Below are 12,076 nucleotides of genomic sequence, written 5' to 3' on the forward strand. Positions count from 1 at the left end.
CCTCAGACCGTGCGGCGGGTCTTGATACCGTGGACCCGTGCGTTTCCTGGCCACAACGGCCCGCGCATCCCCGCCCATGACCCCCGAGGTGCTCCGTGACGATCGTCGACTTCTTCCGCCTGCTGCGCGCCAACCTCCTCCTGCTGCTGGCGGCCGCCCTCGTGGGGGGTCTGCTGGGCTGGGGCTACTCCGCGCTGCAGCCCCGGATCTACGCGTCCGAATCTCAGGGGCTCCTCGCCGCGCGGAGCACGGATCAGAGCCTCATCGCCGGCAACGGACCCGCCGAGAGCCGGGCTCAGGCCTACGTCGCCCTGATCAACAGCCAGGCCGTGCGTGAACGCGTGGCACAGGACACGGGGCAGGACGACGACGACTCGCTCTCCGCGGCGCTCGTCCCCGGGTCCAGCATGATCAAGGTGACCGCCACCTCGACGGATCCCGAGACCGCCGCGCAGCTCGCGAACAGCGCCCTGCAGGCGACGGCGGACGTGGCGGCGGAGGTGGACAAGAACAGCCCCCTGGAGGTCGTGCCCCTGTCGGACGCCCGCGTGCCCTCTGCTCCCGTGAGCCCTGACACCCGGCGCAACGTCCTCGTGGGCGTCGTGGCCGGACTGGGTGCGGGACTCGCCATCGCGGTGCTCCGTCGTCTCCTCGATGTGAAGGTGCGCAGCCGCGCCGACGTGAAGGAGGTCACCGGCGCCGGCGTGATCGGCGCCGTCCCGGAGAACGCCTCCCTGACCCGCACAGGCGAGGAGGCCGTGGACCTCGACCCCCGGGCCGGCGAGGCCATCCGAGCGCTGCGCACCAACCTCAAGTTCGTCTCCGTCGACGAGCCGCCGCGCGTCGTCTCGTTCACGAGCGCGGACCCCTCCGAGGGCAAGTCGACCATCGCCTCGAATCTGGCCCGCGCCCTGGCCCTGGCCGGCGAACGGGTGCTCGTGGTGGACGCCGACCTGCGGCGCCCCCGGCAGCACGACCTCTTCCAGGTGGCGGGCGACGTGGGCCTGTCCGAGGTGCTGGCCGGTGAGGTGCAGCCGGACGACGCCCTCGCGGCCACCGGAATCCCGAACCTCACGCTGCTCCCCGCCGGCCGGACGCCCCCGAACCCGTCGGAGCTGCTGGGCTCGAAGCGCATGCGGGCCCTGTTGGAGCTGGCATCGGAGGACTTCTTCGTCATCGTCGACTCCCCTCCCCTGCTGCCCGTCACGGACGGCTCGCTCCTGGCCACCGCCGTGGACGGGACTGTGCTCGTGGTGCGTCAGGGGCGGACCCGCAAGGACCACCTGGAGGCCGCTGTGGAGAATCTCGCCGCAGTGGACGCGCATCTGCTGGGCGTCGTGATGAACGGCGTCGCGCGCTCCCAGCGCGGCGGCGGCTACGCCTATGGCTACGGGTACGAGAGCACGTACCACAAGTCCCACGAGAAGTACCTCTCGAGCGGCGGTTCGTCCGCGAAGAAGGGGCGACGTTCACGCCGCAAGGCCCGCACGCGCAGCTGATCGCCCCCACCCACGAAGCCCCCGCCGGAACCGGCGGGGGCTTCGTCGTGCGAGACGGGGTCAGCGCCTCAGGTACGTCCGCAGGCGTTCGCGCTGGTCCGGGGCGGTGTAGCCGACGGCGGCCAAGGGCCCGAGGTCGAGGGCGCTGTTGGTCGGCCGCGGGGCCACGCCCTCCTTGCCGGCCAGGTACGCGGCGGTGGTCGTGGCGGAGACGCGCGCGGCGTCGTGGCCGGTGTCCTCGAAGACCCACCGGGCGACGTCGTGCCAGGTGACCACGTCGCCGCTGTTGGTCATGTGGAACGTGCCCGTGGGCGCGTCCGTGGTGACCAGGTGCAGCAGAGCGTCGGCGAGGTCATCGGCGAAGGTGAGGCGGCCGTGCTGGTCGGCGACGACGGCCGGGTCGATCCCGCGCTCGGCGAGGGAGGCCATCGTGGCCACGAAGTTCTTCCCCTTCCCGATCACCCAGGAGGTGCGGACGATCCAGTGCCGGGGCACGGTGCGCACCGCGGCCTCACCGGCGGCCTTCGACTGGCCGTAGACGCACAGCGGCGCGAGCGGGTGGTCCACCGGGTGCTCCTGCCCCACGGGGAGGGCGCCGTCGAACACGTAGTCCGTGGAGACGTGCGCCAGGGGCACGCCGGCCTCGGTGCAGCGGCGCGCGAGCTCGGCGACGGCGGTCGCGTTGACGGCCCAGGCCTGGGCCCGGCCCTCGGGTGTCTCGGCGGCGTCCACCGCGGTCATGGCGGACGCGTTGACCACGGCGCGCAGGCCGCGGAAGTGCTCCCGCGGCCACGAGGCCGGATCGGTCATGTCCCACGTGTCGCGGCCGTGGGCCTCGACCGGGATCCCGGCGGCCTCGGCGCGGGCCACGAGGGCGCGGCCGAGCTGGCCGCCGGCGCCGAGCACAAGGATCGGGGCGGGCGGCATGGGAGTGACGTCCGCGAGCATCGGGTGGGCGCGGTCCTTGTCCGAGAGCTCGGCGTCCTCGAGCGGGATGGGCCAGGCGATGGCCGCCGTCGGGTCCGCGAGGTTGAGGAACGTGTACCGGCCCTGCGCGTCGGCGGACCAGTGGTCGTTCACCAGGTACGTGTAGGCGGTGTCCGGCTCGAGCGTCTGGTAGGAGTTGCCCACCCCGCGCGGCACGAAGACGGCCTTCTCCGGGCCGAGCTCCACGGTGGCGACGGCGCCGAAGGACGGCCCTTCCCGCAGGTCCACCCAGGCGCCGAAGATCCGGCCGTGGGCGACGGCCACGTACTTGTCCCAGGGTTCGGCATGGATGCCGCGGGTGGTGCCGACGGCGTCGTTGAAGGAGATGTTGTTCTGCACCGGGGCGAGCGAGGCCAAGCGGGGGTGCTCGGCGGCGAGGGCGCGGATCTTCTCCCGCTGCCAGTTCTCCTTGAACCAGCCCCGGTTGTCCCCGTGGACGTCGAGGTCGAGGACGAGCAGGCCGGGGATGGCGGTCTCGGTGATGCGCATCAGCGGTGCCCCCTCACTGGCCCTGGGCGCGGTACGTGGCCTCGACGGCGGCCTTGGCCGGGCGCCACCAGGTCTCGTTCTCGCGGTACCAGCGGACCGTGTCCGCCAGGCCGGCGCGGATGTCCGTGAACTGCGGCTCCCAGCCGAGCTCGGTGCGCAGGGCGGTGTTGTCGATCGCGTAGCGCAGGTCGTGGCCCGGGCGGTCGGCCACGAGGTCGTAGTCGTCCGCGGGGCGGTCGAAGAGCTCGAGGAGGATCTCCACGATCTCCCTGTTGTTCCTCTCGCCGTCCGAACCGATCAGGTACGTGCGGCCGATCTCGCCACGCTCGAGGATGCGCAGCACGGCCGAGGAGTGGTCCTCCGTGTGGATCCAGTCCCGGACGTTGACGCCGTGGCCGTAGAGGCGGGGGCGGACGCCGTCGATCAGGTTGGTGATCTGGCGCGGGATGAACTTCTCGACGTGCTGGTACGGGCCGTAGTTGTTGGAGCAGTTGCTCAGCGTGGCCTGCACGCCGAAGGAGCGCACCCACGCGCGCACCAGGTGGTCCGAGCCGGCCTTCGAGGCCGAGTAGGGGCTGGAGGGGTTGTACGGGGTGGACTCGGTGAACTTCGCCGGATCGTCCAGTTCGAGGTCGCCGTAGACCTCGTCCGTGGACACGTGGTGGAACCGCTTGCCGTGCTTGCGGACCGCCTCGAGGAGGACGAAGGTTCCGACGATGTTCGTCTGGATGAACGGCGAGGGATCGTTCAGCGAATTGTCGTTGTGGGACTCCGCCGCGTAGTGCACGACGGCGTCCGACTCGGCGACCAGGCGGTCCACCAGGGCCGCGTCGCAGATGTCCCCGACCTCGAGAGTGACGCGGTCCTCCGGCAGGCCGGCGAGGTTCTCCCGGTTGCCGGCGTAGGTCAGCTTGTCCAGGACGACGACGTCGTGCCCAGTCTCGCGGACCACGTGGTGGACGAAGTTCGAACCGATGAACCCGGCGCCGCCGGTGACGAGGAGGTGCATGGGGCAAGGGTAACGGGAGCGCAGGCGGCGAGCATGGTGCCCCATTCGACACTGGCAGGATGGAGCGCCGGCCCCCATGGCCCACGACGGAGTTGTTCCACGAGGTCGAACGGCGCCTGGACTACTTCCTCCCCCTTCTGAGGAACCACCCGGGAGGCGTACGGGGCGAGGTCGAATTGTATCCCGTGGGCTGGACTCAGATCCTCACAGACATTGCCTACCCCTCTCCCACAAGTACCACGAGCACAATCCCTTGGAGAAGGAGATCACACCGCTGGACAAGGCCTATCGCTGCGACGACTCGCAGGCCACGCAATGGACTGGATCTTCGCCACAGCAGTTGGAGGCGTCTGCTCCAGGGGGGAGCGCGGGCAGCCCATCGCCCGAGGGGCCATAAATAGAACCAGCAGGGGGATACCCTCGGGGCGACAATCCCCTGGGCAAGATTGCGAAGCTCGTCACGCTCTAGAAGGCGAAAGGAACGCCTGTTCATGACCGCCCTGTAGATTGCAAGGCATGAGGTTCCTCAACAAAGCGAAGTCACGCGCCCTGACAACCATCCGTCGCGGCGATCCTGTGTCCTGGGTTCCCGATTGGATGGGCTTGGGAAATCTCCTGTATCAAGGGTTGTGGGCGTTCGAAGGCCACACGCATCGAGAGTCGCGCAGGGTCCTATTGCACCCCAAACGCGAGGCAGCGGTCGCACTCTTCCCCACTTTGCGGGAGCGCTACTTCATCCCGAGGGACCGCGTACCCTTCACCGCTCGACGGGTGATGCCGTGGCGAGAGGAGTCCCCGCAGCCGGTGCCCTATCAGCCTGCCGAACTCAGGAGCTTCATACGTGAGGTGTTGCTCTCCGGCTCCCCCGTCGCCTTGGACCCGGATGGCCTCTCCAAGGATGATGTCATCGTGAACGTGCGGCGGGGCGACTACTACTCGGTTCCCCAGCATGAGGCCGAGTTCGGAATGGACCAGGTGGCCTACATTCGGGCCGCCATCAGCCGAACAGCGGCGCTCTCCGGCCCCCTCTCACGGATCGTGGTGATTTCGGACGGCCTAGACTGGTGCAGGGAGCATCTCGGTCCCGTTCTCGGCCTTCACGGCGAGGTGGTCTATAAGGACGGCGACCTCTTCCACGATCTGCGCGCCGTCGTGCATGCCCGCCGCCTGATCATCACGAACTCCACCTTCTCCTATTGGGGTGGATACATCGGCGACGAGTTGCACCCGGGCCGTCTCGTCATTGCACCGGCACTGTTCAGCCGTAACCTCAACGGTGGTCGTGCTCACCAGCTCAGGCCTTCGTGGACCGTGCTGGAGGAAGGGTGCGGGGACCTCGCCAGGTAGCCCTCTGTCGGAACCTCGGAAAGGGGAACCGCCCTTGGCTATGCTGGGCGCATGGTTCATTCAAGCCGGTTGGAGCGCCGGGTTTGCATCTCGCTCACCGACAGTGATCGACGCCCCCGGTTCATGGATGGGCCGGGGGCCGCCTGGTTCCGCTTTTACGATGCGTTCAACGGCTCCACCTCGGATCCGTCCCCTTACTTCAATGTGGCCCGCTACCGCGAGCACTACCCCGGTTCACCCACCCCCGGCCAGGCGGGATGCGCCATCAGCCACTTCCGTGTCCTCGAGTCCTTCGCGTCGAGCACAGGCCCCGACGACGGGGTGGCTCTTATCTCCGAGGACGACGTCCTCATGCCGACCGAGACGGAGGCGGTCCTCAACTGCATCCTAAAGGACAACTCCTTCGACATCGCCGTGCTGGCAGATCGCGCCCCCACGAACCCCTCACTAGCATTTCAACGGCTTCTCATGACCGAGGCCCAACTGTCGTTGCTGTCACGCCCAATCGTTTGCGGCGGGCGGATCCGGCGTCTGGGTCGGTTCGCCGGGAACCCGTACACGGCAGCCTTCTACCTGATCACGCGCTCGGGAGCGCAAAAACTCGTCTCGGGACTCGTGGAGGACGCCGGCGGTCCCTGGACCATCGCCGATGACTGGCCGCTGTTTCGTGACAGGTACGGTCTCGACATTCGCGTCCTGAGGCCCGGGCTGGTGACCTACATGGGCGGGTCCACGACGCGGGAGGCGGCGTCCCTTGCCCGCGATAGCGAGACCACCGACCGCGCCGTCAGTCTCCTGGACAGCCTGAAGACGGCGCTAGCGTTGCGCTCTCGATGGCGGGCCGCGCGTCTGGCCGTCCGGGCCACCGCGCACGACATCAAGGCTCGATGAGGCGACCCGGCCGAACGCCGCGGCGGTCCCGCCAGGCAGGATGGTCCGTGGTTCTGGACCCGACGGCGGAGGCCCCGTCCACCAGCCTCCGTGACGGAATCCGCTTCAACAGCCGGTAACGGACCATCCCCTGCAGGGCACCCAGGTGCCCGCCGGCAATCCGGGCGTGGCGTAGCCGCGCGGCGCGCTCGCGGGTGACGATATAGGCCGGAAGGTGCCGAGCCACCTCCGTGGCCGACACCCGCCAACTCGGCCCGCTCATGCCCTCGTCGCGGTGGCGGATCCAGAGCAGCATCCGGCCGACCTGCTGGATCCGCTGCTGCCGAAAGACGGTCTGCGGGGTGGACCGCAGGCGGTAGTGGACAACCGCGCGCGGCGCGTGCACGACGACCGCCCCGCGGCGTTGGGCGCGCCAGGAGAAGTCCGTCTCCTCAGAGCCGCCGGGGAACGAGGAATCCATGCCGCCAACCGCGAGGTAGGTGGAGCGACGGACGCCGAAGTCATTGCCCGCCACGGTGGGGAGGTGCCCGGCGAATCCGCTGTGCACCACCGAATACCCCACCGCGTCTGTGTCGGGCTCGCCGGCCGTAGACGGGATGCCATAGGCGGCAAGCACGGCCCCGTCGTTGAACCGCCGGTGCAGGAGCGTCCCCACAGCTAGGGCGTTCTCGCGCGAGCGCACGGCCGCGGAGAGTTCCCGGACCCACTCGGGGCCGACGAAGTCGTCTGCGTCGCAGAAGAGCAAGACCTCGCCCGCGGCCGCCAGGGCCCCGACGTTTCGGGCATGAGAGGCGCTGGCCGGCCCCCGGGCATCGACCACGGTCACAGTGAGGCCGCAGCGCTCCGCTGCCTCGCGGGCAGCGGACGCCGTGCGGTCCGTGCTCCCGTTGTCGGCCACGATCACCTCGAACTCCGGAGCGGCTACCTGCACGGCCAGGCTCTCAATCTGCTCGGCGATGTACGCCTCGGCGTTGTATGCCGGGATGACCACACTGACCAGCTCGGGGTCACCGGGCCCGCCCACGCCCTGCCGTGCCTCCCCGGAGAGCGCCCGTATGCCAGGGTCGAGGCCCAGGCCGACCTGTGGCGTGGGGCGTCGCCGCAACATTCGATACTCCAGGGCTCCCGCGAGCGTGCCCGCAGCCATCGCCGTCCGCGAGGCGAGCCCCCGCCAGTCGGCCGTCGCCGGATGCGCCGCCATCTTCACCGCCGCCCCTAGGCACCGCACGGGCTCGCTCGCCCACGTCGTGGCCCGAGAACGGTCCCATACGCCATATCGATCCGCCAGGAGCACATGGGCTTTCGCGGACCGGAACGCGATCCTGCGAACCGACCGCGTACTGGTCTTGCCTCGGGAGGCGACCCTCACCTGCGGCATCTCCACCAGCCGGTGACCGGCTCGCAAGACGCGGAAGGCGAGATCGTTGTCGTCGCCCGCGTGGGGGAACGACTGGTCGAAGCCCCCCACCGCCTCCAGCAGCTCACGGGACGCTCCGAAGTCGCCCCCCATCAGCACGGGGAACGGGCCGGAGACCTCCCGGCCGGGCCCGTTCTGCGGCCGCAGCTCGTCTCCGAGACGGTCCCGGACAGCGTCCAGTCCTTGCTCGAAGGTGTCGGCCGACAGATGCGTCACGCTGCCGGTCCAGATCGAAGCCGTGGCGAAGGCCGCCGCTCCCGCAGCCACCCAGTGGCGGGAGACGACGTCGTCGGCGTCGCAGAACATGACGTAGGGGGCGCGGGCAGCGGCAATCCCCCGGTTGCGGGCATAGGAGGACCCTTGGTGCCCGTCGGCTCGGACCACCCTGAGCTGGAGGCCGGACTCCAGGAACGGCCGGATGGCGCCCTCCAGGTCGTCGGTGGAGCGGTTGTCCACCACGACGACCTCGAAGTCCGGTGCACCGACCTGCGTGCGGAGCGCCTCCAGCTGCAGCGGCAGGGTCAGTGCGCCGTTGAAGACGGGGATCACCACTGACACCGAAGGCGTCGTCGGGTCCGAGGAACAGCATTCACGGGTCGACATGAGGTCAGGCCTCTCCCTGGAGTCGGTCTGGCGTGGAGAATTCGTCATCGGGAATCGCCGTCCACTCCGGTAGGAGCAGCGGAGACTCGCCATCGCTGTAAAGGCGGTTGAAGTGCAAGGGCGCGAACACGGTCCGTGGGCGCTCACGGGCGGAGCGCGCGCTGGCGAGATACCCGCCCCAATAGGAGAACGTGGAGTTCGCCAGGATCAGGTCGCGCGCCACGGCCAGCTGGGCGAGATCGTCGAACATGTCATGAGGAGTCGGCATGAAGGAGACGGACCTGCCCTGCCTGACAAAGGTGAGGTTCGTGGCGCACCATTCGGGGTCGTCCGACACCACGACGACTCGCTTCTGCCGGTCGCCCGGGATACGCTGCAGCGCGGCATTCACGTAGCCGGGGATATCGAATCCGAACACCGCCGCAAGCCTCTCGTTCGTGTAATAGTCGCCGCGCCGGACATTGACTACGACGGCGTCGCGCGGACGGGCGGCCATACGACCGCGGAAATTCTCACTTGCCAACAGCAGGTCGCGCGCAAAGTCCCGAAGGTCCTTGACGCGGAAGTCACGCCCCGCGTGTTGCCCCCATTCCACCGTCCGCCTCTGCCGCCATCCCACATCTACCTCGTCGACCGTCAACGCCCGCAGCTGGGGGAACTCCTCAAGCCACGGATTCATCTTGGGCTTGTATCGCACGAGCCACCGCTCGCCTGTGTGTCGCTGTCGCGCCCATGCCGTCGTCCACAGATACAGATAGTTCCCGCCGTTCATGGGCTCGGCGCCCCAGATGATGAAGGGTTGCTGGGTGCGTACGATGGAGAGCGCCCGCGCACGGGCGGCTGCGGCGAAGTCGCGACGGGCCATGCGGCTACCCTACCGAGAGAACCTCACCTCTCCCCATGACGGAAGTGACCCCGTGGATCTCCTCTCACGTGCGCGCACCCTTAAGCACCGCGTCTTCCTGGCCCGCAAGGACTCGGAGCTTCGCGCCGAGGCCATGCGCCTGCGATCCGATCCCGCCTTCCTCGCCCAGTATGCCGCGGCACAGGAAGGCCTGGACGTCCCCCCGCTCCAGCACCATGAGGGTGTGTGGGCGATCGCCATGGTGCGCAACGAGGCGGACATCATCGAGACGACGGTCCGCCACCTCCTACAGCAGGGCATTGACCACATGCTGATTGTGGACAACCTCTCCGATGATGACACTCCCCGGGTACTGGCTCGACTGGCGGAGGAAATCCCGCACCTCCACGTCGGCACGGACAGCGAGCCGGCCTATTACCAGTCGGCCAAGATGACCCAATTGTCCGACCTGGTCTCCGCCGCAGGGGCGCGGTGGATCATCCCCTTCGACGCGGACGAACTGTGGTTCGCCCCGCAGGGTCGGCTGGTCGACGCCCTCGATGACTCAGGGTCGCCCGTGCGTCGCGCTCACCTGTTCAACCTGTTCCCGTCCCCGGGCGGCAAGCAGTGGCGTCTGGACACCGCCCGCCACTTCGACGACAAGGTGGCCTTCCGCCCCTGGGGAGGGGCAGTCGTGACGATGGGCAACCACGAGGTGAGCCGCCCGGGATCCCGTGAGAGCGAGGGGCTGCGCATCCTCCACATGCCCTGGCGGTCTTTCGAGCAGTTCGCTAGGAAGACCCGCATCGGCGCCGCAGCGGTGGCGCGGGCCGAGCTCGACGAGGGGGAGGCCTACCACTGGCGCTGGCTCGGCTCGGCCTCAGACGACGAGCTACGAACCGTATGGAGGCAGCTCCTGTCCGGCGAGGCCGTCGCGAACGCCGCCTGGTACCCCCGGGGGGCGCTACGCCCGGTCGGAGACATGCCGCCGCCGTCATGGGCCGCGGTCCAGCCGCTGCTGGAGCCGATGGCGCCACGGCCGGGGGCGTCGACCCGGTGAGCCCCGTTAGAGTCGGCCCTATGAAGGGCATCATCCTGGCCGGGGGCACCGGCTCCCGACTGCACCCGATCACGCACGGCATCTCGAAGCAGCTTGTGCCCGTGTACGACAAGCCGATGGTCTACTACCCCCTGTCAACCCTGATTCTCGCGGGCATTAGCGACATCCTGGTCATCACCACACCCAAGGACGCCGACCAGTTCCGGCGCCTGCTCGGCGACGGCTCGCAGTTCGGTATCTCCCTCTCCTACGTCCAGCAGCCCTCCCCGGACGGCCTGGCGCAGGCGTTCCTCCTCGGGGAGAAGCACATTGGCGACGACCGCGTTGCCCTCGTGCTGGGGGACAACATCTTCTACGGCCCCGGCATGGGTCAGCAGCTGCTCCGCCACACGGAGGTCGAAGGCGCCACCGTGTTCGGCTACTGGGTGGCCGACCCGTCGGCGTACGGCGTCGTGGAATTCGACGGGCACGGTAGGGCCGTCTCCCTCGAAGAGAAGCCATCCGAGCCCAAGTCCAACTTCGCCGTGCCCGGCCTGTACTTCTACGACAACGACGTGGTGGAGATCGCCCGCGGCCTGAGGCCCTCGGCCCGCGGCGAGCTAGAGATCACGGACGTGAACCGCACCTACCTCGAGCGAGGCGCCCTGAACGTGGAGGTGCTCCCCCGCGGCACCGCTTGGCTGGACACCGGCACGTTCCACGACCTCAACGACGCCTCGAACTTCATCCGCACCGTCGAGTCTCGCCAGGGCCTCAAGGTAGGTTCGCCCGAAGAGGTCGCGTGGAGGCGGGGCCTGCTCACCGACGACGAGCTGCGCGCCCGCGCCGAGCCGCTGGTGAAGTCCGGGTACGGCCGCTATCTTCTGGGCCTTCTCGAGAGTACCCACTGAACAGGCGCGGACTCCGGAGGACCCATGACCCTCGACATCTTGTACGTCCGTCCCAAGGGCTCCGGGTGGGGGCCGGTCTCGCAGCTCGTGGGACTCGCTGCCCGGCTCTTCGAGGCACGAGTGCTGGAGCTGGATGACCGTGGGGAGGTGTCGCTGTTCCGGAAGACGGCAGCGTCCCTGCCCCGGGGTCGCCGGCGCCCGGGTCACCACCTCCTCGTCGTAGCCCCCCACGCGGGCATGGCCGCCTACGCGGCCCGGCCCCGTCTGTGGTTTCCGGGTTACGACTCCACCGCGGTGTGGGTCATCGACTCGTTCTGGACCGACAGGACACCGCGACTCCTGCGCGGCACCGCCCACGTGGATCGGGTGTTCATCACGGACCCCCAGCTCGTCGAGGAGTGGGAGCAGATCACCGGCACCCCGGTCTCCGTCCTGCCCTGGGGCGCGGACACAGCGCTCTACCCCGGCGCCGCGCAACACCGCGGCATCGATGTGCTGCGCCTGGGCCGCCAGCCCGAGGCCTGGGCGGACGACGACGCTACGGCCCTGGACGCCCACCGGCAGGGCCTACGGTTCGCGGGGCGCCCGCCGATGAGTGACGACCCAGGCCAGAACCAGCGCAACGTCCGAGAGGCCCTCATGGGGGCGAAACTGGTGCTCGCATTCTCGAACCTCGTCAGCCCCGCTCCGTACACCCATCCCACACGGGACTACCTGACCGGCCGGTGGATGGATGCACTCGCGGCCGGATGCCTCGTGGCGGGGACCGCGCCAGCCGCAGCGACGAGCACGCTATGGGACGGGGCCACGCTGGAGATCTCCCCGACGTCGCGTGAGGATGCCTGGCCCATCCTGACCGCGGCCGCCGAATGCTGGTCCCCCGAGCGAGCTGCCGAGCAGCAGGAGTGCGCGCGTCGCACCCTCGACTGGCGATGGCGCCTGCGGCAGATGGGCACCGTGATGGGGTGGCCCGAGCCGCCGCGTCTGACCCAAGAGCTAGAACGGCTGATCTCGTCCCCTCAGCAAGGCTGAACCGATTC

The 12,076-nt window shown here is 69.1% G+C and carries 10 protein-coding genes; 6 read left to right on the top strand and 4 right to left on the bottom strand.

All coding sequences use genetic code 11. The annotated features are described in order from the left end of the window. The first annotated feature begins 95 nt into the window (after positions 1–95). A complete protein-coding gene (locus HDA34_RS04345; RefSeq protein ID WP_134377308.1) occupies positions 96–1,499 on the top strand; it encodes a tyrosine-protein kinase domain-containing protein in 1,404 nt (467 codons plus the stop codon). Between the two features lie 60 nt (positions 1,500–1,559). Here the strand turns inward: HDA34_RS04345 and HDA34_RS04350 are convergent, their stop codons facing one another. Both HDA34_RS04350 and rfbB read right to left on the bottom strand, forming a co-directional pair. Continuing rightward, positions 1,560–2,975, bottom strand: coding sequence for a sugar nucleotide-binding protein (locus HDA34_RS04350; protein ID WP_134377307.1), 1,416 nt, complete (start codon positions 2,973–2,975; stop codon positions 1,560–1,562). Positions 2,976–2,988: 13 nt separating this feature from the next. Beyond that, on the bottom strand, positions 2,989–3,984 hold the full coding sequence (gene rfbB / locus HDA34_RS04355) for a dTDP-glucose 4,6-dehydratase (protein WP_134377306.1): 996 nt from the start codon (positions 3,982–3,984) through the stop codon (positions 2,989–2,991). Between the two features lie 516 nt (positions 3,985–4,500). On the opposite strand from rfbB, the gene HDA34_RS04360 reads away from it, so the two are divergent. Continuing rightward, positions 4,501–5,331: an alpha-1,2-fucosyltransferase gene (locus HDA34_RS04360; protein ID WP_080695004.1), complete on the top strand. Its 831-nt coding sequence runs from the start codon at positions 4,501–4,503 to the stop codon at positions 5,329–5,331. A 51-nt stretch (positions 5,332–5,382) separates the two neighbouring features. Continuing rightward, positions 5,383–6,222, top strand: coding sequence for a glycosyltransferase family 25 protein (locus HDA34_RS04365; RefSeq protein ID WP_134377305.1), 840 nt, complete (start codon positions 5,383–5,385; stop codon positions 6,220–6,222). Here HDA34_RS04365 and HDA34_RS04370 read toward each other — a convergent pair. Further along, positions 6,209–8,242: a glycosyltransferase family 2 protein gene (locus tag HDA34_RS04370; protein WP_166795215.1), complete on the bottom strand. Its 2,034-nt coding sequence runs from the start codon at positions 8,240–8,242 to the stop codon at positions 6,209–6,211. The two genes, HDA34_RS04365 and HDA34_RS04370, sit on opposite strands and share 14 nt — an antisense overlap. Positions 8,243–8,246: 4 nt before the next feature. Continuing rightward, positions 8,247–9,107 carry an alpha-1,2-fucosyltransferase gene (locus HDA34_RS04375; protein ID WP_134377303.1) on the bottom strand — a complete coding sequence of 287 codons (861 nt, stop codon included), beginning with the start codon at positions 9,105–9,107 and terminating at the stop codon, positions 8,247–8,249. 52 nt (positions 9,108–9,159) lie between these two features. Here HDA34_RS04375 and HDA34_RS04380 point away from each other — a divergent pair, with 52 nt between their 5' ends. Genes HDA34_RS04380 through HDA34_RS04390 form a run of 3 tightly spaced genes read left to right on the top strand, consistent with a single transcriptional unit; the run spans position 9,160 to position 12,068 of the window. After that, positions 9,160–10,146 (top strand): glycosyltransferase family 2 protein, encoded by a 987-nt coding sequence (locus HDA34_RS04380; protein WP_166795214.1) that lies wholly within the window; start codon positions 9,160–9,162, stop codon positions 10,144–10,146. A 20-nt stretch (positions 10,147–10,166) separates the two neighbouring features. Further along, positions 10,167–11,036 (top strand): glucose-1-phosphate thymidylyltransferase RfbA, encoded by an 870-nt coding sequence (gene rfbA / locus HDA34_RS04385; RefSeq protein ID WP_060775330.1) that lies wholly within the window; start codon positions 10,167–10,169, stop codon positions 11,034–11,036. Positions 11,037–11,060: 24 nt separating this feature from the next. Next, on the top strand, positions 11,061–12,068 hold the full coding sequence (locus HDA34_RS04390) for a CgeB family protein (RefSeq protein ID WP_134377301.1): 1,008 nt from the start codon (positions 11,061–11,063) through the stop codon (positions 12,066–12,068). Positions 12,069–12,076: the final 8 nt, after the last annotated feature.

The sequence above is a fragment of the Micrococcus luteus genome (assembly GCF_014138885.1).
GTDB classification, from domain to species: Bacteria; Actinomycetota; Actinomycetes; order Actinomycetales; family Micrococcaceae; genus Micrococcus; species Micrococcus luteus.

Coding starts and splice junctions, on each gene's coding strand:
- HDA34_RS04350 (WP_134377307.1), bottom strand. CDS start 2,975: ATGCGCATCACCGAGACCGCCATCCCCGGCCTGCTCGTCCTCGACCTC.
- HDA34_RS04375 (WP_134377303.1), bottom strand. CDS start 9,107: ATGGCCCGTCGCGACTTCGCCGCAGCCGCCCGTGCGCGGGCGCTCTCC.
- HDA34_RS04360 (WP_080695004.1), top strand. CDS start 4,501: ATGAGGTTCCTCAACAAAGCGAAGTCACGCGCCCTGACAACCATCCGT.
- rfbA (WP_060775330.1), top strand. CDS start 10,167: ATGAAGGGCATCATCCTGGCCGGGGGCACCGGCTCCCGACTGCACCCG.
- HDA34_RS04365 (WP_134377305.1), top strand. CDS start 5,383: ATGGTTCATTCAAGCCGGTTGGAGCGCCGGGTTTGCATCTCGCTCACC.
- rfbB (WP_134377306.1), bottom strand. CDS start 3,984: ATGCACCTCCTCGTCACCGGCGGCGCCGGGTTCATCGGTTCGAACTTC.
- HDA34_RS04390 (WP_134377301.1), top strand. CDS start 11,061: ATGACCCTCGACATCTTGTACGTCCGTCCCAAGGGCTCCGGGTGGGGG.
- HDA34_RS04370 (WP_166795215.1), bottom strand. CDS start 8,242: ATGTCGACCCGTGAATGCTGTTCCTCGGACCCGACGACGCCTTCGGTG.